Consider the following 19,497-nt stretch of genomic DNA (forward strand, 5'->3'; position numbering starts at 1 on the left):
TCTTTGCCTGTAGATCGTCGAGCGAGGAATCATCACAACGACTGGAATTACCCATGGACACCGAACTGCTCGGTTATGCGGCAGGCATCCTGACCACCATCGCATTTATTCCCCAGGCGATCCAGATGATCCGGACACGACAGGCGCGTGACATCAGCATGACCTGGGCCGTAACCATGACCGCCGGCGTTTTTCTGTGGCTTTGCTACGGCATCATGAAGCAAAGCTTTCCGATGATTTCAGCCAACAGCATCACCCTGCTTTTGCTCTTCATCATCCTTTTTTTCAAAATCCGGGATCAAGGCAATTCCAACTCCTGAATATCATCTTTCCATCATTATGGCACGACTTTCCATAGGGTTTATCGGCACCGGACGCATTGCCCAGGCGCTTATTTCCGGACTTTCACACGACCCGAACATCGTCATCTGCGGCTACGACAAGATGCCTGATGCACTGCACTCGGTATCCCTGCAATACGGCGTCAATACCGAGGAGTCAATCGAAAGCCTCGCGCGCGACGCGGAGATCATCGTCATTGCCGTCAAGCCGTACCAGATGGCCGAAGTGCTCGCAGAGCTGAAACCCGCACTCCACGGGCAGCATCTCATTGTCAGCGTGGCGGCAGGAATCTCGACAGGCTTCATTGAATCGAACTGCCCTGAGGGCACGAGGGTGGTGCGAGTGATGCCGAATACCCCGGCGTTTGTGGGTGAGGGGATGACCGCCTTGTGCAAAGGGATGCACGCCACAGCGGACGACCTTCTGGTTGCCGAACGGATTTTCAACGCGATTGGCAAGACGGCCATCATCGAGGAGAGCGGCATGGATGCCGCGACGGCAGTGTCGGGCAGCGGACCGGCCTACATGTTCAGGATCATCGACTCCCTTGCCGAAGGTGGAGAGGCGTGCGGCCTCGACCGCGAAACCGCGCAACTGCTCGCTGCCCAGACGATGCTCGGCGCGGCGAAAATGGTGCTCTCGGGCCACAAAAGCCCCGAAGAGCTGGTGCGCGAAGTGACGACTCCCGGAGGTACCACCGAAGCCGGGCTGAAAGCGATGGACGAGCGCGACCTGCGTGGAGCGCTCATCGACACGGTCAGGGCCGCCGCCGCCCGTTCGAAAGAGCTGATGAAGTAGTGACGATGTTCACGCGCCTCATCCTCTGGCTGCTGCCGCTCCTGCTCGTGCTTCCGGCAGCAAGCGCCGCGGAAACTGCCGGCGGAAAGCTCTTCATTGAATCAACGCTCGACAACGCTACGCCATGGGTCGGCCAGGAGGTAAAGCTCACCTACACGCTTTTTTTCAGTGGCACCGCGCCGCAGATCGAAGACAAAAGCCAGCCGGAGCATTCGGGCATATGGGTGCGCGAACTCGCCCCGGAAAACTATATCAACAGTGCGCCGGTATCGAAAAACGGCGAACTCTTCAGGAAAGCGGTCATCAAGCAACTTCGGCTGGTCCCGCTACAAAGCGGCAAACTGCCGGTTACCGGCTACCGCTTGCGCTGCCTCGTGCCGCAACAGGGCGAGGCGTCACTCGACAGCCGCAACGACACCGAGACCATCGTAACCGCGCCGACCGCCATCATTCAGGCGCGGGCGCTGCCAAAGCCCGCGCCCGCAGATTTCAGCGGAGCCGTCGGCCACTTCACCCTTTCGGTTTCACCGGAAAATAGCACGGTTCATGCTGGCGAACCGCTAAGCCTTTCAGTCGGCATCAGTGGCAAGGGAAACCTCGATACTCTGCCCCCCCTGAAGGTTTTACTGCCGGAAGGAATCCGGCAAGAGGTGTCGGTTGCATCGCCCGATACGGCTTCTGCAAAAGGTTCGACCTCGTCGGTGAACACAAAAATGCTCCTGATTGCGTCGAAAGAGGGCACATTCAGGTTTGTTCCGCTAAAGCTCACCGTTTTCGATCCTGAAACCGGGCGCTACGAAACCATAGCGTCAAACGCCATCGTGATCAAGGTCATTGCCGGTCGGACCGCGATGATGCCGCCGCAATCTCCGCTCCCGGGTGTCATGCCTCCACCCGCCGATCCTGATCCGCTGGGCGCAGTGATCAGGCCAATCATCATGAGCATGGGCCTTGCCGTTCTGGTGCTCATTTTCGGTCTGCACCTCCGTTACATCAAGCGGTACAAGCGTACCGGAGTCCAACAAAAAACGAGTGAAGCGGCGGAACCAATCAGACCGACAGCGGCACCTGCGCCCGCCACTCAGACGAGCACTGGTGGCAAATCACCGCAATCCCTCCGGAACGAGCTGTACGGCGCTGTCAAAAAAACCGGAATCATGAACCCCGCGGGCCTGACCACAAAAGAACTTGGCAAGCTGCTGAAAGAAAAAGGGGTAAAGGCGCAGACCATTTCGGCGTTAACGGAACTGCTTTCAGGCATCGACCACGCCCTCTACTCGCCGGGCCAAATCTCTCCGGAAAAGCTTGAAACCATGAACCGGGACGCCAGCCGGATCATAGCCGATCTGACTCGTTCCTGACAATTATGGACCATCAAACCTGTCAGGAACCGTTCAGCCCTGACAGATGCAGGGCGACTTCAGGATGATCGGTGATGATGCCATCGGCACCAAAACGTTTCATCCTGAGCATGTCTTCTGGGTGATTAACCGTCCAGACAACCACCTTCGCGCCAAGACCGTGCAGCCATGACACCAGCGACTCATCGACCAGATCGAGCCGGGGATTGACATATTCCGGCACGAACCCGGGGCGCTCCGGGAAACGGTCGAAAACCGCTCGTTCCTCCACAAGCAAACCGTAGCAGAGCGTGGGGGCGAGATTTCTGGCGGCAACAAGAATGCGATCGTCAAACGACTGAAGCCGCACGCGGCGCTCAAGCTCCGAGGCTGCGATCTCCCGGGTCACGAGCGCGGCATACTCCTCAGGCAGAGGATGCGCCGCTCCGTCCAGACCAGGCCACGACTTCACTTCGAGATTGTAGATCATTTCCCCCGGACGCCCGGCACGGCGAAGCTGCTCTTCTACCGTGCCGAACACCTCGGACAATATCGGACGAACCGCCCGGACGCTGTGCCGAAAAGGGAAATCGGCCGACGCCTCGCCGCAATCGAGCTGCGCGATCTCGTCATAGTTCATGGCGTAGAGATAATGCTTCGACGGATTGTCACCAGATGCGCAACTCACCCACGGATCGTGGGACACGACCATGCGAAGGTCTCTGGAAACGTTGAGATCGAGTTCAATCACGCGACAGCCAAGATCGGCCGCCTTGCAAAACGCCTGAAGGGTATTGTCTGGATAAAAAGCCCTGGCTCCGCGATGAGCCTGAATTTCAAACGTCATAAGAACGGCTTGATGAACTTCACAGGCCAAAGGCCTTCCTCGCCGGGTTCCTGCTTGATGGATCCGTGAAAAGGCAAAATCTTTTTGCGCGATCTATCAAAATAAGCCCTGACGGTTTCTGTGGCAGCTCAGGCGCTCTTGTTTCCGTTCGAAGCCCGGAACGGTTTGGACGCAACGGCTTTTTTGCCTCTCTTTTTCTGAATGTTCTTGCCTGCAGGCTTGGTACCGTTTACCGGAACAAGCCCGTGAGTACCGTAAAGACCAGGTGAGGTGTTGGTGCGGGTCTTGTTGAATTTGTTCTTACGATACTTTTTTTCAAGGTCGGCGTAAGGACTCGGTGGGTCCGGCGACGTATTAAAATTATTATAGTTAGGCTCATCGAGAGCCTCGTCAGCCTCATCCAGGACCACGTCAGGATGAATCTTATTGTACAAGTTGGTATACGTTTAGTTTACAAAACCTTGAGCGGCAAACCCAGCTTTGGGGCGTTTTCGGCAAGGACTTGTAGTTAACAATTTCGCCCGTAAAAAGCAAGATGGTGTTTTGCTGTTGTGATGTCGTCAAAATCGCTTCCAAGGGGCGAGGGGTGGCTTTGTCATTGTTTGTTGTTGTTGCAAATCGTAACTTTCATTCCAGTAAACACAACCATCAAACCTGGAGATCATCATGGACATTCGCCGCCTGATTCTGGCCTTCATCCTGCCGCCCGCAGCTGTCATGAACAAAGAAGCCGGCACCATCATGCTAACCGGAATTCTTACCCTCTGGGGCTGGATCCCCGGTGTGGTGGCAGCCCTTATCATGATCTCGAAAGAGCAGTCCGGCAAAACTGCGGAAGCGTAAAGTTCTTTCGAACTTCCAGTAAGTACACTGGCCACTCCATAAGAGTTCCTCACTGGCCCGGCATTTTCTGAAAAAAAAGAAATCCGGGCCGGGTGTTTTTACCAATGTTCAGAGCACATCGACTCCTGATCCATACAGCGTCTGAACCTTTCAGTTCAGACGCTGCAGAGGCTCAACCAGCGACAACCATGTCTTCATCCAGCCACAAGCGCATCATCGGAATCGATTTCGGCACCAAGCGGATCGGAGTGGCGCTGAGCGATCCGTTGCGGATGTTCGCGCAGCCTCTTGGTACGTTCGATATGGAGGGGCTCGTCAGGGTGCTGTCGAGGGTACGGGACGATGAGGGAATCGAGCTGGTCGTGGTTGGCTATCCGATGAGCGACAAGGGTGAAGAGAACCGCATGACCGGCGTGATCGACCGTTTCGTCGCGGAGCTTCGGGAGTCGTTTCCGGGCACTTTGATCGAGACTTTCGATGAGCACCGCTCGTCACGCACGGCGATGAAAATCCTGGCCGCTTCGGGAAGCAGCCGGAAGAAACGCAACGAGAAAGGACGGCTCGACACCGCCGCAGCCTGCCTGATTCTGCAAGGATACCTCGATAGCCATTCCTGAGCGCACCAACACCGTGCGTCAAGGGATTTTAGGTTTAACATTTCACACGGGCTTCTGTATCTTTATCGTTAGGTGTCTGGTGTTTGCGGATACCCGGAATTTCCTTTTTCACGCATCATTGACCGATTTTTCCTCATGACCAATTCGGAAACCCTCGCGATGTTCAAGTCGAGCGGCGCCTTGCTCGATGGCCATTTCCGGCTCACTTCTGGCCGCCACAGCAACTCCTATTTCCAGTGCGCCAAGGTGCTGCAATACCCGGAATATCTTTCGGCGATCTGCGGCCAAATCGCCGGATTTTTCAGGGAGAGCGGCATCACGACGGTCATTTCGCCCGCCATTGGCGGCATCGTCGTCGGCACGGAGGTCGGTCGGCAGCTTGGCGTCAAGACTATCTTCGCCGAACGCAAAGAGGGTGCGATGATGATCCGGCGCGGCTTCTCCATCGATCCCTCCGAGCAGGTGCTGGTGGTCGAGGATGTAATCACCACCGGTGGCTCCGTCGCCGAGGTGATCGAGCTGGTCAAGGCCGCCGGAGCGACTGTGGCCGGAGTCGCCTCGGTAGTTGACCGTAGCAACGGCAAGGTACGGCTGGCGGACAAGCAGTTCTCGCTGCTCACGATGGAGGTGGTCAGCTACGCGCCGGAGGAGTGCCCGCTCTGCAAGGAGGAAATCCCGATTTACGCGCCGGGCAGCCGAACCAATCCCCAGTGCTGAGCAGCCAGATGCAGCAGGGCATCCACACCATTTCGTTCGTCGGACTCGGGCTTATCGGCGCCTCGCTGATGCAGGCGCTCAAGCGCGCTGCCGGGGCGACAGGGCGGAACATCGAGATGATCGGCTTTGATCCGGCCTTTGACGCAGCAGACATCGTGGCGATTACCGGCGAGTGCGGTCTCGACCGCTTCGAGCCTGATCCGGCGAAATTGTACAACGCTGATCTCGTCGTGCTCTGCGCGCCGGTTGTCACCAACATCGCCCTGCTCGATGAGGCGAAACGGCACATCCGCAAGGATACCTTGGTGAGTGACGTGTCGAGCACCAAGGCTGAAATCGCTGCCAAAGCGCAGGAGCTCGGCATCGAATTCATCGGGATGCACCCCATCGCCGGGCGTGAACAGCAGGGCTACCAGGCGGCCTCGCCAGAGCTGCTCGACGGCCGACTTGTGATTCTCTGTACCGAATGCGCCACTCTTGAAACAACCCTTGCCACAGAACTGGCCGGGCTGCTCCGGGCCGCCGGATGCAAGCCGCTCTTCATGAGTCCGGAAGAGCATGACCGGGTCTACGCCAACATCAGCCACCTGCCGCAGCTTATTTCGACTGCGCTGATGGCTCACTGTCGTGAGAATGTCGAATGGGCAGGCCCCGGATTCGCGTCGATGGCGCGGCTGGCGGGCAGCCCCTGGGCGGTCTGGCGGGACATCGTGGAAACCAACAGAAGCAACATCGCTGACGAGATGGAGGCATTTTCCGCGCTTCTTGCCGACGTAGCCGGAGAAGTTCGCGGCGGCAACTTCGAGGCGCTCGAATCAAAATTCCGCGAAGCGAACGATCTCTATCAACGCCTTCAGGAGAGGAGCAGCTCATGAAGTTCGCCATCTTCGTGAACACTACCAGGGAGAAAGCGCTGGAGCTGGCCCGAGAGCTGACGGCGTGGCTCGATGCGCGGTCGATCGATTACGTCTTCGATCCCCAGTCGGCCAAAGCGCTCGGCTGCGGCAAATGGGAGGAGAAGGCAGACCTCAGCCAGCACTGCGACGCCTTCGTCGCGCTTGGCGGCGATGGCACGCTTCTGCTTGCTTCGCACTATTCCCGCTCCAAGCCGGTGGTGGGCATCAATGTGGGCGACCTCGGCTTTCTGACCGAGTTCAGTCCGGACGAAATGTGGGTGGCCATGGATCATCTGGTGAGCGGTAACTACTCGATCCACACGCGCTCGCAGCTCGAAGCCACGCTTGAATCGGGAGAATCGCTGACTTCGCTCAACGACGTTATCTTCGAAAAAGGCTCCGCTGCACGGCGGCTGCCAGCCTTCACCATCCTGCTCGACGATGAAATGCTCGGATCATACCGTGCCGATGGCATCATCATCGCCACCTCGACCGGTTCGACGGCCTACTCGATGTCCGCAGGCGGCCCGATCATCGCCCCGAAATCGAATGTGTTCGTCATTACCCCGATCTGTCCGCACATGTTGACGGTCAGACCGATCGTTATCAGCGACGACAAAACCATCAAAATTTCGGTCGATTCGCAATCCGGGGAGTTTCCGCTGAAAATGGATGGCATCCAGAAAAAACTGCTCGCTCCTGGTGAAGTGGTCACGGTGAAAAAGTCGCCACACCACATCAATCTGGTGGCCAACGAAAAAAGGAACTACTGCGAAATCCTTCGCAAAAAGCTGCTCTGGAGTCACGAACATCCCACGGGAGAGTGACTTCCACAGTCTTTTCCGATACCCTCTCATGATCGATCAAAGAACGAGTTACCCTTCTTCCATGACCCGACACCTTTCCCCATTCTGGCTGAACCGGCTGCTCGGCATTCCCTCCTCGACGCCGCTCACCCCCCGCCTCATGGCATCGACGTTGCGCGTGGCCTTCTGTCCGTTGCAGGAAGAGAGTCCCCGGCTTGACCACTTCATCACAGCGTTGCGAGAGTCATTCGTGGAGTGCGGGGTAACGATAGTCGAAGAGGCTGCAGGTGAAGGACGGGATTCGCGCGTCGAGGCGGGGACGGCGCTCATCGCGCCGGGCAGATTCGAGGACCATCAGCTGCCGATCAGCCGCGTCTCGACGCTCTACAACAACCTGATCGTCGGCGTCTACGACGAGCCGCCGCCGGTGCATGGTGGTCAGACGCCGCAGGAGAGGCTCGACGCGGTGGTCGGCAAGCTCGCTTGGGAGATGGTGCATCTGTTGATCTATGTGACCGAAAATTCGTGGACGGTGTGCAGCATGAACGGTGGCATCACCACCTTCGACACGCCGCTGCCGGAGTCGCGTGACGTACTCGAATCGCTGATTCCGAAGCTCACCGCGCAGGTGGTGCCGCCACGCGACGGCGAGCTGGAGCTTCGGACCGGAGCGCTCGACACCTCGGCCCCAGAGTTCCTGGAGTTCGCCGCTGATTTTGTGGAGTGTGGACGCATCTGGGCGGGAAACGAGCGCTTCATGAACCACACCTCGCGCGAGTCGCTCGACTACCGTAACGGCTTCTGCCGCAAGATCGTTTCGCGCTACCTTGACGAGCGTAACGGTATGAGCTACGGTTTCTTCGCCCGCCAGCTCCCGGTGAAGGTCGCGCCTGCAATCGAGGCTGATGACCTCGGCGGAACATCAGTCGGCGACGCATTGGTGCCGGTGACAATCGCCGGGAAACAGCTGCTCGTGCCCGTGCCCGGCGTGCGTATCCTTACAACACGGTCGGGATGCCGGAAAACCGCCATCGACCCGCGCCATGACCTGGTGGAGATCGGTCTCGACAACGGACATGCATGGCTGGTCACACCTGCCGGATTGCCGGAGGGCCTCGTCTCGAAGCCCTCGTTCGACACGCTGACCATCATAGCCCACGCTATCGGCAATGCGATGATCGCCAGCATTCTGCTCGCGCTTGCACCTGGCAACCGCTTTCCCGGTCTGCTGGCGCGCTTTGGCTGTGGCATGACGCATTGGCACTACTATCTCGACGAGGAGATGATTCCGGACGGCTACGTGGTGCATGGTTTCGACAATCCACCGGTGTCGTGCTCAACACCGCAATCGGCGGCCTACAGCCTGCTCGGGAAGCTCGACGCGCTGGAACGGGCGCTCGAAGGCGGTACCGATTACCTCGGTGACGTGCACATCGAACCGGGCCATGGCACTAACGTGGTCGGCACGAGATCACTGGCCAAAATGGCGATGTTTCTGAACGCCGATAGTTGCGTTTGTTCGCAACGGGAGGGGTGAGGAGGGGCCGGTTCTAACTGGCTTGGCAGTGCAGGTCTTTTTCTGGAACTCCCTGTCGATGTCGGGATCGATTCACCGGCGCAACGATTTCGACTTTTCAACTACCCCTGAGCCTGCTTTTCGCTGTACTTCCAGCGGCCCTGGTGGTCGAGCACCATCTCGACGATCTCGCGAACGCAGCCGCGTCCACCTTCGAATACCGAGATGTAGGCGACGCGGTTGCGGAGGTACTCCGCGCCATTGATCGGCGTTACTGGCAATCCGGCCTTTTTCAGCAATTCCAGATCGTCGATATCGTCGGCAATGCAGGCACACTCATCGTCCTGCAGGCCGTGGCGGCTTTTGAATGCTTCGTAAGCGTCAAGTCGCTCCTCGCCGTCGAGGAAGAGATCGATTGGCCCTGTGGCTTCGAGCATCTGGCGGAAGGCTCCGGCCTGCCGCCCGGCGATGATCGCCACCTTCATGCCGAGACGCAGCGCCTCGCGGAGTCCGGCCAGGTCGCGGGCAAAAAGGGTGGGCATTTCGCGCCCCTCGCCGTCGAGAGTGATCACGCCGCTGGTGAGGACGCCGTCGAGGGAGATGACCAGCGCCTTGATGCTATCGAGGGCGGCGTTGATCTGCGAAGAGGGATCAGCCTGGTAGGGCTGCATACCGAAAAACTGGAAAGAGCTCAAGAGTGTATCTGGTTAACGTGAATGAAATTCTTCCCGGATCGACTGCATGCAGCGCTGAAGCTGCATCAGCTCCCGCACCATTTCGCCGAATCCGGCGAGCGGAGCCTGGGTCGAAGCGTCGGACATGGCGGTCGCCGGATCGGGATGCACCTCGAAAAAGAGGCCATCAACTCCCGCGGCAACGGCGGCGCGGGCAAGCGGCATGAGGAACCGGCGGTCGCCTCCGGAAACGCCTGCTCCGGCACCCGGCAACTGGACGCTGTGGGTGACATCGAGAATGACCGGCCAGCCGGATTCGGCCATGATTGGCAGCCCCCGGTAATCGACCACGAGATTGTGGTAGCCAAAGGTGGTGCCCCGTTCGGTAAGCATAATCTTTTTGTTTCCCGTTGCGGCGGCTTTGGCCGCGGCAAGAGCCATGTCTTCCGGCGCGAGAAACTGCCCTTTCTTGATGTTGACGGCAAGCCCCGTCGATGCTGCGGCCACGATCAGGTCAGTCTGGCGGCAGAGGAACGCGGGAATCTGGAGCACATCGACATAGGATGCCGCGAGTTCGACCTCGGAGGTTTCGTGAACATCGGTTAGCACCGGCATCCCGAAATAGTCTCTGATCTCGCGCAGGATTTCAAGTGCCTGGCGGTCCCCAATGCCAGTGTATGAAGAGGCCGACGAGCGATTCGCCTTGCGGTAAGAACCTTTGAAGATGACGCGCACATCTTCCTTTTTGCGGATGCGGTCGAGTTCGGCGGCCACATCCATCGCCATCCGCCGGTTTTCGATAAGGCAAGGCCCCGCGATGAGAAACAGGCCCTTCGGCCCTGGCAGCGATACAGTGCCAACCGAGAACTTTTGCATCCGTTGTCCTGTTTGATTAAAGAGTTAACGCCAGTAACAAGCGAAGCCGGTTTGTTTTGACTTGATAAATTAGGCTGTAAATTTAATCAATAATTTCTCTTTTCACTCTTCAACAGGAATAGCTGTTTATGAATACCGCAGATACCAGACAAAGGCTGCTCGACATCGAAAAGCAGATCGCGAGCCTCAGGGAGGAGCAGGCGACCGTCAAGGCGCAGTGGGAGGCAGAGAAGGAGCTTATCCACACCTCCCGCCGTCTCAAGGAAGAGCTTGAAGACCTGCGTGTACAGGCTGAAAATTATGAACGCAGCGGTGATTACGGCAAGGTCGCTGAGATTCGCTACGGCAAGATCGCCGAGATCGAAAAGGCGCTGGAGGAGAACAACCGCAAGATCGAAGCGCGACAGGCCTCCGGCGACCTCATTATGAAGGAGGAGATCGACGCGGGCGACATCGCCGACATCGTTTCGCGATGGACGGGCATTCCGGTCAGCAAGATGCTCCAGTCCGAGCGGCAGAAGCTGCTCGGCATCGAGTCCGAGCTGCACCGCAGGGTGGTTGGCCAGGATGAAGCTGTCCGCGCGGTCAGCGACGCGGTCAAGCGTTCGCGCGCGGGCATGGGCGACGAGAAGCGACCCATCGGCTCGTTCATTTTCCTCGGCCCGACCGGCGTCGGCAAGACCGAGCTGGCCCGCACGCTGGCCGAATACCTGTTCGACGACGAGGACGCGCTAATCCGCATCGACATGAGCGAGTACATGGAGGCGCACACCGTGAGCCGCCTTGTCGGAGCACCTCCCGGCTACGTCGGCTACGAAGAGGGCGGTCAGCTTACCGAAGCGGTACGGCGCAAGCCCTTCTCGGTGGTGTTGCTCGACGAAATCGAAAAGGCGCACCCGGATGTGTTCAACATCCTGCTCCAGATTCTCGACGACGGGCGGCTGACCGACAGCAAAGGGCGCACGGTGAACTTCAAGAACACCATCATCATCATGACCTCGAACATCGGCGCGCAGCTCATTCAGAGCGAAATGGAGCATCTCGAAGGGCGCGATGCTGATGCGGCGCTGGCCGGGTTGAAGGAGAAGCTCTTCCAGTTGCTCAAGCAGCAGGTGCGGCCTGAGTTCTTGAACCGCATCGACGAGGTAATTCTCTTCACGCCGCTGACACGTGAAAACCTGCGGGAGATCGTCACCATTCAGTTCAACCGGATCAAGGAGACCGCCAGGCGCCAGCGCATCACCCTCGAAATCTCGGACGAGGCGCTCATGTGGCTTGCCAAAACCGGCTTTGACCCGGCATTCGGCGCGCGCCCGCTCAAGCGCGTCATGCAACGGCAGATTACTAACCGCCTTTCGGAGATGATCCTCGCCGGTCAGGTTGGCGAAGACGACACCGTCGAGATCGGGCTGGAGAACGATGCCATCGTAATGAAGAAGAAATAACAACAAGCCTCGGGCTGGTCTTATCAAAAAAAGGCCAGCCTGTTTTTTATTTCCATGAAAGCGACTCTCCTTGCGGCGCTGCTGCTTTTTTTGAGCTTTACCTCCGCGCTGGCCGCGCCATCCACGCCCGACAGTCTTTCGATCAAGATCGGCCAGATGCTTATGATCGGCTTCCGTGGCATGGAGGCCAAAGACGATTCAGCTATCGCCGCTGATATTCGCGAGCGGGGCATCGGCGGCGTGGTGCTGTTCGATTACGACGTGCCATCAAAATCTCCAATTCGCAACATCGAGTCGCCGGAGCAGCTCCGGCGTCTTACCTCGGAGCTGCAAAAGCTCTCGACCACTCCGCTTTTCATTGCTGTCGATCAGGAGGGTGGGCGCGTCTGCCGCCTCAAGCCGTCGCGCGGCTTTCCGCCGACCGTTTCCGCCGCTTATCTCGGCACACTCAATAATTCCGACAGCACATGGCAGGCCGCCGGATCGACCGCCGCTTTACTCAAAAGTCTCGGTATCAACGTGAATCTCGCGCCGGTGGTTGATCTGAACGTCAACCCAAGCAATCCCGTCATCGGCAAGCTCGACCGGAGCTTCTCGGCAGATCCGGTTGTCGTTGCCCAGCAGGCTCGAATGGTCATCGATGCGTTCCACCAGCAAGGCATCATTGCTGCGCTGAAGCACTTCCCCGGCCACGGCAGCTCGACCACCGATACGCACAAGGATTTTACCGATGTCACCGCCACCTGGTCAAAAAAAGAGCTTGATCCCTACTGGGCGCTGATCCGTGAAGGGTATAGCGATCCGGTCATGACAGCGCACGTTTTCAACGCCCGCCTCGACAGCCTCTACCCGGCGACGCTCTCGAAGGCGACGATTGACGGCCTGCTTCGCAAACAGCTCGGCTTCCGGGGTGTGGTACTCAGCGACGACATGCAGATGAAAGCTATCGCCGACCGTTATGGCCTCGAAGAGGCGATCCGGCTGGCGATTGACGCAGGGGTCGATGTGCTGATTTTCGGCAACAACGTCAGCTACGACCCGGAGATCGCTAGCAAAGCAACGAGCATTATCCGCCACCTCGTTGAAAAAGGGGCTATTTCGCCGGAGAGGATTAACGAATCGTACCGGCGGATCATGACCTTGAAAACCCGAACTATCATTTCTCGCCCATGAAAACCCTCTACCTCGTACGCCACGCCAAGGCGGGCTGGAAAGATCCGGCCCAGTCCGACTTCGACCGCTCCCTCACCAAACAAGGCCGCCGCCAGGCCGAAGAGATGAGTGAGCGCCTGCGCAAAAAAGGCATCACTCCGGAACGGCTCATTTCAAGCCCTGCGCACAGAGCACTCGAAACGGCGGAGATTTTCGCGGATACGCTGGGCATCGAGCGGCGGGAGATCGTGCAGAAGATCGAAATCTACGAGGGCGGTATTGATGCACTTGCCGTCATTGTCCGGTCGCTTGCGGACGAGGATAATACGGTCATGCTCTTCGGCCACAACCCGATGATCAGCCATTTCGTCCAGTGGCTCACTGCCAAACCCGCCGAAGCGATGAATACCTGCGGAATTGCAAAGATCGAGCTGGACTGCGACCATTGGCGCGATACCGCCGAGGGTAGCGGCAAGCTGGTGTGGTACAAATTCCCGGAGCGGGAGTGAGGGCTGGCCAACCGCAGGGGCGCATTATGTGCGCTCTTGAGAGCTTATAGGTCATATAGGTCTTATAAGTCCTACACGACCTATACGCTTAAACTTCAATAATGCTCCGGCTTGGGATCCCTTTCCATCAGCTCCAGAATGGCTTGCGGGGCGGGTTTGTTTTCGTAGAGCATTTCATAGACGGCTTGCGAGATGGGCATTTCGACGCCGAGGCGTTCGGCGAGCTTGACTACGGCTTTGGAGGTGAGCACCCCTTCGGCTACCATGCTCATCTCTCCGATCACTTCGTCGAGCTTGCGGCCCTTGCCAATCTGCTCGCCGACGTAGCGGTTGCGGCTGTGCTGGCTCAGGCAGGTTACGACCAGGTCGCCGATGCCGGACAGACCCGATAGGGTCAGCGGGTCGGCGCCAAGCTTCGAGCTGAGGCGCGAGATTTCAGCCAGGCCGCGCGTGATGATCGCCGCCTTGGCGTTGTCGCCGAAGCCGAGTCCGTCGGAAATTCCGGCGGCGATGGCGATGACGTTCTTGACTGATCCGGCGATCTCGACGCCGATGAGGTCGGTGTTGACATAGACGCGGAAGCTGCTGGTGTGAAACGCCTCCTGAACCCGGCGGGCGGTCGCTTCCGAAACAGAGCAGGCGACAACGGTGGTCGGCTGCTGGCGGGCGACCTCCTCGGCATGGCTTGGGCCGTAGAGCACGGCGATCTGCTCCGGCGCGATGCGGGGCAGCGCTTCGAGTAACACCTCGGACATGCGCTTTCCGGTGTGCTGCTCGATCCCCTTGGCGACGTTGACGATGATTTTGCCGTCGAGAGGCAGGTGCGCAAACGCCGCCGCCGTCTCCCGCAGCGCATGCGACGGCACTGCTGTCACGATCATCTCCGCTGTTTCGACGGCGTCGTGAAGATTTTCGACCACACGCAGGTTGTCGGGAAAAAGAACCCCTTTGAGGTAGCGCTTGTTTTCGCGGTCGGCCTCAAGCGCGCGGGCGAACTCCGGGCGGTGCGCCCACAGCCGTACTTCGTGGCCTTTATTGGCCAGCAGCATGGCAAGCGTGGTTCCCCAACTTCCTGCGCCGAGAACAGTGATCTTCATTGTAAACAGCCGCTCAGTTTTTCCGCCCGAAGCTCAGGCGGTTTTCGGTTCCAGAAAAGAGGCGCTTGATGTTGGCACGGTGCGTGTAGATGATCGCCACGGCTACAATGCCTCCAAATATGAGCAGGTGATAGTCGAGGCTGTCATGCACGAACCAATGGTCGAAAAAGCGGTAATCGAGGCCGGAGCCGAGATCGAAGACATATTTGCGGATGGCGATGATCAGCGGGAAGGCGATGGCCGCAAGAATCGATCCTACCGAGACGTAGCGCGAAATCGTAACGGCCAGAAGGAAGATGCCAATCACCATCAGCATGCTTACCGGTGCGATACCGATCAGCATACCGGCGGCGGTGCTGACCCCCTTGCCCCCCTTGAAACCGGCAAAGACCGTGAAAACGTGGCCGATGACGGCGGCCATGCCTGCGATCAGGCTCAAAGCGATCTCGTTCATGTCGGGAAACGCGCCGAGGGGGTGCGCCTTGAAAAAGCCGACCACCGGCACGGCGGCGATGGTGCCTTTGGCAATGTCGATGAGTGTTACGACCAGTCCTGCCTTCCAGCCGAGCACGCGGAAGGCGTTGGTGCCGCCGGCATTGCCACTGCCGAACTCGCGGATATCGATGCCCTTGAGCAGCTTTCCGGCAATGATGCTGGTCGGAATGGAGCCAATCAGGTACGCGACGACGATGATGGCAAGAAATGTCAGCATATCAGTCTCGATTAAATGACAGACAAACACATAATCGAATGGTCAGGCCTTGACGACCTCTCCAACAATGTAGGCATTTTCATCCTTCGACTTCAAGTAGCCCATGATGTGATCGACGCGATCTTTCGCGACAATCATCACCAGACCGAGGCCCAGGTTGAAGGTGCGGCGCATATCCTCTTCGGGCACCGAGCCCTCCTTGCGGATCAGGTCGAAAATCAGCGGTTCCGGCCATGAATTCCAGTCCACCGAAAGGGCGAGGCCTTCCGGCACGATGCGCATGGTGTTCCCCATGAGACCACCGCCGGTGATATGCGACATGCCGCGCAGGTCGCCAGTGCCAAGCAGCGGTTCGATGACCGGCAGGTAGGAGCGGTGCACCTTCAAGAGCTCCTCGCCGACCGTACCGTCAAGCTCGGCAAACGTCTCGTTCATCCGCCCCTCGAACACCTTGCGGGCTAGCGAATAGCCGTTGGTGTGCAGGCCGGTCGAAGGCAGGCCTATCATCACGTCGCCCGCCTCGATCTTCGAGCCGTTGATGATGTGCGGCTGATCGACCATGCCGACAATCGTACCAGCGAGATCGAAATCCTCCACGTCGTACACGCCCGGCATCTCGGCGGTTTCGCCACCGATGAGCGCCGCGCCGTTCTCGCGGCACGCCTTCACCATGCCGGTCACCACGGACGCGGCAATCTCAGGCTTGAGCTTGCCGCAGGCATAGTAGTCGAGGAAAAAGAGCGGGCGGGCGCCGCAGACCAGAATGTCGTTCACGCAGTGGTTGACCAGGCAGGAGCCGACCGTGTCGTACTTGCCGAGCTCGATGGCGATCTTGAGCTTGGTGCCCACGCCGTCGATGCTGCTGACCAGCACCGGCTTCTCATACTTCGCGAAATCGGGCTGAAAGAATCCGCCGAACGCGCCGATGTCGGTCATCACCTGCGGAGTGAAGGTCTGGCGGACATGGGGTTTGATGAGGCGGACGAACTCTTCACCTGCGGAAATATCGACTCCGGCTTTCTTGTAATCCATAGCTCTTGTTCGTGATTATCCTTTTAATTTTTTTTTGCGTTTGCGGTCTTAGCTGCCCGCCGGTTTCTCGAAAATCGCGTCGCACTGCGATTCCGCAAAGAACTCGCAGTGCAGACTTGCAACCGCCGCCTGCACGTCACTTTCATCAACCACCACGCCCACGTTAATCTCCGATGCGCCCTGCGAAATCATGCGCAGGTTGACGTTGCGAAGCGAGTTGAAAATCCTGCCGGCAACGCCCTTCGACATACGGAGATTGTCGCCAACCACGCTGACCGTGGCTACCTTGTGCTCAATCTCGACCTCACCGAGCGCGCCGAGCGCCTTGATGAGCGGCTCGCTCACCACGGCATCGTCAACCGTCAGGGAGACCGAGACTTCGCTGGTCGAGATCATTTCGACCGAAATGCCAAAGCGCTCGAACACGTCGAACAGCTCGCTCATAAATCCGTGGCGGCCAAACATCCGGTTCGAGCGGATATTGAGAATCGCCTGCGCTTTCTTGACGGCAATGGATTTGACCAGACCGCCGTGGCTCTTTCCTGCCAGCAGCTCCGGATCGTTGGTGATCAGCGTGCCTTTGGAATCCGGGTGCCAGGTGTTGAGCACATAAACCGGAATGTTCTTTTGGACCGCTGGGGCGATGGTGTCGGGATGGAGCACTTTCGCGCCGAGATAGGCCAGCTCGGCAGCTTCGGAAAAGGTCATGACCCTGATGCTCTTCGCCTCCGGAACTATTCGGGGATCAGTCGTCATGACGCCATCAACGTCCGTCCAGATTTCGATAGACTCCGAATGCAGCCATGCGCCGAAAAGTGCTGCCGACAGGTCGGAGCCTCCGCGTCCCAGTGTGGTGGTACGGCCCGACTCGGTCGCGCCGATGTAGCCCTGCGTCACGACGACTGTGCCTGCATCGAGCAGTGGCTTGATGATCTCGCTGGTGTTTTTCTGGCAAATCTCGGCGAGTGGGCGGGCAAAGCCGAATCGGTCGTCGGTGATCATCACCGTCCGCACGTCGATCCACTTGCAGCTCACGCCCGCTTCGTTCAGTGCGGCGGCGAACACGGAGGTCGAAAGCAGTTCGCCGAATGAGCAGAAGCGGTCTTTCGAGCGCTCGGTCAGCTCACCGACGATCTCGATGCCCTCGGTGAGGCGTTCGAGCCGGGTGAGATAGACCTCGATCTTTGCGATCACCTCCTGTTGGAGCTCCTCGCTTTCGATCAACTCCCCGATCAGATCGAGGTGAAACTGGCGAACCTCGCCAACAAGCTGCTGGGCCTCTTCGAGACAGCCGGAGCCGGCCGCATCGGCGATCTGGATCAGTTTGTTGGTTATTCCGCTGCACGCGCTTAAAACGACGAGCGGCGCGCTCGATTTCTTCTTTTCCGCGACATTGGCGATCACCTGCCGCATGGCCGCAGCCGAGCCAACAGAGGTGCCGCCAAATTTCATGACTACCATACTCTCAATCGAAAGAATTGGATTTTGATTGTTTCAGGATCGTTTTCCGGTTCGGATTTACTATACTTCCATGATCGACTCACTTCATGAATCCGGAACACCGGAAATCCAGTTTCACCGGCCCCATGAACGAGATCACCCGGTTCGCTCCGAAAGCCGCAAAAGCGACAAGCATACTCAGAGCACTGGCGCTCATGGTGCTCGCGTCCCTGATGCTTACGCTTGGCGCATGCCAGAGCATACGGCCACTCTCCGATCGCATGGAGAGCAAATATAGTTTAAAAAAGAGAAAAACTTCTATCTCACGCCTCCGTCCTCAAGGCCCGGAACGGTGCAGTGTGCCGGTACAGGTTTCCGCACGGGCCTTCAGGGCGATGCTCGATTCTATCGAAGAGGCCAGAGGAGTGAAATATCGCTTTGGCGGAACCACGCCGGAAGGATTCGACTGCTCCGGCTTCGTGCAATATCTCTACAACCGTTCGTTCCAGATGATCTTGCCCCGTGCCTCGAATGATCTCGCACTGGTGGGCCCGATCATTCACAGAGATCGCCTGCAACCCGGTGACCTGGTCTTTTTCGCCGCCGGGGACGAGATTACCCACGTCGGAGTCTACCTCGGTAACGAACGCTTCGCCCACGCATCTTCAAAAGCAGGCATCAGCATCAGCACGCTTTCCCAGAGCTATTACGCCACCCATTTCGCTTTCGGCACGAGGATCATCCGGGTTGAGTAGCCACGCGGATGATCCTTGAAGTTTCGTGGTTCTTTTCCATCAGTCCCAAAAGTCTTGTCAGCCCCCCATCGTTCCATTCTCGCCGTTTTGCTATCTTCCCACACAGCACTCACTCACAGTAACAACATCGTCAATGCAGCCGCCGAAAACTCACAACCATATCGAACTCGCGTTCGAAATTGACAGCGACCTCTACGAACTCTATATCGCCGTGCTTTCCCAGGTCGGCATCGAATATTTCCTCGAAGATGACCACAAGCTGCTTGCCTACCTTCCCGAAAGCGACTGGAACGCCGACAAAGAGGCGTCCATAAATATCATGCTGCAGGAGACCTTTGGCTCGGTGCCGCGCTTCACGGCATCGTTTATGGCCGACCGGAACTGGAACGCTGAGTGGGAGGCGCACCTGCAGCCGGTGGAAATCTCCGACCGCTTCCTGATCATCCAGCACCAGAAGGAGTACGATGTCAAACCGGGGCAGATTGTCATCGCGATCAATCCGAAGATGTCGTTTGGCACCGGTTACCACGCCACCACGCGCCTGATGCTTCGCCAGATGGAGGAGCTTGACCTCGCCGACAAAAAGATCATGGACATCGGCACCGGCACGGGCGTGCTCGCCATCGCGGCCCGCAAGCTCGGCAACCGCAATCCGATTCTCGCCTTCGACAACAACGCCTGGGCGGCGGAGAACGCCGTCGAGAACGTCGCCGAAAACGACGTGGCGGATATCCGCGTCGAGCTGCTCGACGCCGAAGAGGAGCTGGCGGCAACCCTCGAAGAGGGCTATGACCTGATTCTGGCCAACATCAACAAGAACGTACTCGACCGCATCCTGCCGACCATCCGCCGTCACGCGCCGAACGCCCAGGTGCTGCTCTCCGGCGTGCTGGTCTATGACGAGCCGTGGCTGAAGCAGCTGCTCAAGCGGATCAAATACACCAACGTCAAGACCATTTACGAAGACGAGTGGCTCTCGGCGCTCGTTGAACCAAAAAACTGATTGAGACCGACGATTCAGAATCAGGGGAGCGAACTCTGCCCCGCCCCGGCTTGAAAGCCGAGGCAACATGAATGCAAGAG

Annotated in this window: 22 protein-coding genes; 14 read left to right on the forward strand and 8 right to left on the reverse strand. The window is 58.3% G+C overall.

Annotated elements, in window-relative coordinates; translation table 11 throughout:
• The first annotated feature begins 53 nt into the window (after positions 1-53).
• Genes AYT24_RS00375 through AYT24_RS00385 form a run of 3 tightly spaced genes read left to right on the forward strand, consistent with a single transcriptional unit; the run spans position 54 to position 2,501 of the window.
• Complete coding sequence (locus AYT24_RS00375) at positions 54-320, forward strand: SemiSWEET transporter (protein ID WP_010931770.1); 267 nt, start codon at positions 54-56, stop codon at positions 318-320.
• A 19-nt stretch (positions 321-339) separates the two neighbouring features.
• Complete coding sequence (gene proC / locus AYT24_RS00380; RefSeq protein WP_010931771.1) at positions 340-1,140, forward strand: pyrroline-5-carboxylate reductase; 801 nt, start codon at positions 340-342, stop codon at positions 1,138-1,140.
• A 5-nt stretch (positions 1,141-1,145) separates the two neighbouring features.
• Entirely contained in the window at positions 1,146-2,501 is a 1,356-nt protein-coding gene (locus tag AYT24_RS00385; protein ID WP_226986875.1) for a BatD family protein, read from the forward strand.
• Positions 2,502-2,523: 22 nt separating this feature from the next.
• On the opposite strand, the gene AYT24_RS00390 is transcribed toward AYT24_RS00385, so the two are convergent.
• Positions 2,524-3,327 (reverse strand): glycerophosphodiester phosphodiesterase, encoded by an 804-nt coding sequence (locus AYT24_RS00390; RefSeq protein ID WP_010931773.1) that lies wholly within the window; start codon positions 3,325-3,327, stop codon positions 2,524-2,526.
• A gap of 128 nt (positions 3,328-3,455) precedes the next feature.
• Positions 3,456-3,761, reverse strand: coding sequence for a hypothetical protein (locus AYT24_RS00395; protein ID WP_010931774.1), 306 nt, complete (start codon positions 3,759-3,761; stop codon positions 3,456-3,458).
• Between the two features lie 232 nt (positions 3,762-3,993).
• On the opposite strand from AYT24_RS00395, the gene AYT24_RS00400 reads away from it, so the two are divergent.
• From AYT24_RS00400 to AYT24_RS00425, 6 genes are all read left to right on the forward strand, one after another.
• Positions 3,994-4,170, forward strand: a complete 177-nt coding sequence (locus tag AYT24_RS00400; protein WP_010931775.1) for a YqaE/Pmp3 family membrane protein — start codon at positions 3,994-3,996, stop codon at positions 4,168-4,170.
• Between the two features lie 188 nt (positions 4,171-4,358).
• Entirely contained in the window at positions 4,359-4,787 is a 429-nt protein-coding gene (gene ruvX / locus AYT24_RS00405) for a Holliday junction resolvase RuvX (protein ID WP_010931776.1), read from the forward strand.
• Positions 4,788-4,922: 135 nt separating this feature from the next.
• Positions 4,923-5,504: an orotate phosphoribosyltransferase gene (gene pyrE, locus AYT24_RS00410; protein WP_164926797.1), complete on the forward strand. Its 582-nt coding sequence runs from the start codon at positions 4,923-4,925 to the stop codon at positions 5,502-5,504.
• Positions 5,498-6,379 (forward strand): prephenate dehydrogenase, encoded by an 882-nt coding sequence (locus AYT24_RS00415; RefSeq protein ID WP_319792418.1) that lies wholly within the window; start codon positions 5,498-5,500, stop codon positions 6,377-6,379. The genes pyrE and AYT24_RS00415 overlap by 7 nt, the downstream gene beginning before the upstream one ends.
• The gene (locus AYT24_RS00420; protein ID WP_010931779.1) at positions 6,376-7,227 is read left to right on the forward strand and encodes an NAD(+)/NADH kinase; all 852 of its coding nucleotides are present in this window, start codon (positions 6,376-6,378) and stop codon (positions 7,225-7,227) included. Before AYT24_RS00415 ends, AYT24_RS00420 begins: the two co-directional genes overlap by 4 nt.
• A gap of 61 nt (positions 7,228-7,288) precedes the next feature.
• A complete protein-coding gene (locus tag AYT24_RS00425; RefSeq protein WP_164926798.1) occupies positions 7,289-8,743 on the forward strand; it encodes a hypothetical protein in 1,455 nt (484 codons plus the stop codon).
• Positions 8,744-8,844: 101 nt separating this feature from the next.
• Here the strand turns inward: AYT24_RS00425 and AYT24_RS00430 are convergent, their stop codons facing one another.
• Both AYT24_RS00430 and kdsA read right to left on the reverse strand, forming a co-directional pair.
• The gene (locus AYT24_RS00430; RefSeq protein ID WP_010931781.1) at positions 8,845-9,417 is read right to left on the reverse strand and encodes an HAD-IIIA family hydrolase; all 573 of its coding nucleotides are present in this window, start codon (positions 9,415-9,417) and stop codon (positions 8,845-8,847) included.
• 12 nt (positions 9,418-9,429) lie between these two features.
• Positions 9,430-10,272: a 3-deoxy-8-phosphooctulonate synthase gene (gene kdsA / locus AYT24_RS00435; protein WP_010931782.1), complete on the reverse strand. Its 843-nt coding sequence runs from the start codon at positions 10,270-10,272 to the stop codon at positions 9,430-9,432.
• 128 nt (positions 10,273-10,400) lie between these two features.
• On the opposite strand from kdsA, the gene AYT24_RS00440 reads away from it, so the two are divergent.
• From AYT24_RS00440 to sixA, 3 genes are read left to right on the forward strand one after another with little or no spacing between them, the layout of a single operon-like run.
• Entirely contained in the window at positions 10,401-11,717 is a 1,317-nt protein-coding gene (locus AYT24_RS00440; protein WP_010931783.1) for an AAA family ATPase, read from the forward strand.
• Positions 11,718-11,771: 54 nt separating this feature from the next.
• On the forward strand, positions 11,772-12,890 hold the full coding sequence (locus AYT24_RS00445; protein WP_010931784.1) for a glycoside hydrolase family 3 protein: 1,119 nt from the start codon (positions 11,772-11,774) through the stop codon (positions 12,888-12,890).
• Entirely contained in the window at positions 12,887-13,378 is a 492-nt protein-coding gene (sixA, locus tag AYT24_RS00450; protein WP_010931785.1) for a phosphohistidine phosphatase SixA, read from the forward strand. The genes AYT24_RS00445 and sixA overlap by 4 nt, the downstream gene beginning before the upstream one ends.
• Positions 13,379-13,473: 95 nt before the next feature.
• On the opposite strand, the gene AYT24_RS00455 is transcribed toward sixA, so the two are convergent.
• The 4 genes from AYT24_RS00455 to lysC are packed head-to-tail and all read right to left on the reverse strand — an operon-like array spanning position 13,474 to position 17,680.
• A complete protein-coding gene (locus AYT24_RS00455; protein ID WP_010931786.1) occupies positions 13,474-14,475 on the reverse strand; it encodes an NAD(P)H-dependent glycerol-3-phosphate dehydrogenase in 1,002 nt (333 codons plus the stop codon).
• Between the two features lie 13 nt (positions 14,476-14,488).
• Positions 14,489-15,187 (reverse strand): glycerol-3-phosphate 1-O-acyltransferase PlsY, encoded by a 699-nt coding sequence (gene plsY, locus AYT24_RS00460; protein ID WP_010931787.1) that lies wholly within the window; start codon positions 15,185-15,187, stop codon positions 14,489-14,491.
• 42 nt (positions 15,188-15,229) lie between these two features.
• A complete protein-coding gene (purM, locus tag AYT24_RS00465; RefSeq protein ID WP_010931788.1) occupies positions 15,230-16,219 on the reverse strand; it encodes a phosphoribosylformylglycinamidine cyclo-ligase in 990 nt (329 codons plus the stop codon).
• 48 nt (positions 16,220-16,267) lie between these two features.
• On the reverse strand, positions 16,268-17,680 hold the full coding sequence (gene lysC, locus AYT24_RS00470) for a lysine-sensitive aspartokinase 3 (protein ID WP_010931789.1): 1,413 nt from the start codon (positions 17,678-17,680) through the stop codon (positions 16,268-16,270).
• Positions 17,681-17,805: 125 nt separating this feature from the next.
• Between lysC and AYT24_RS00475 the strand changes: the two genes are divergently transcribed.
• A complete protein-coding gene (locus AYT24_RS00475) occupies positions 17,806-18,414 on the forward strand; it encodes a C40 family peptidase (RefSeq protein ID WP_226986825.1) in 609 nt (202 codons plus the stop codon).
• Positions 18,415-18,547: 133 nt separating this feature from the next.
• Positions 18,548-19,417 (forward strand): 50S ribosomal protein L11 methyltransferase, encoded by an 870-nt coding sequence (gene prmA / locus AYT24_RS00480; protein ID WP_010931792.1) that lies wholly within the window; start codon positions 18,548-18,550, stop codon positions 19,415-19,417.
• Positions 19,418-19,497 lie beyond the last annotated feature (80 nt).

The sequence above is a fragment of the Chlorobaculum tepidum TLS genome (genome assembly GCF_000006985.1).
In the GTDB taxonomy this organism is placed as follows: domain Bacteria; phylum Bacteroidota; class Chlorobiia; order Chlorobiales; family Chlorobiaceae; genus Chlorobaculum; species Chlorobaculum tepidum.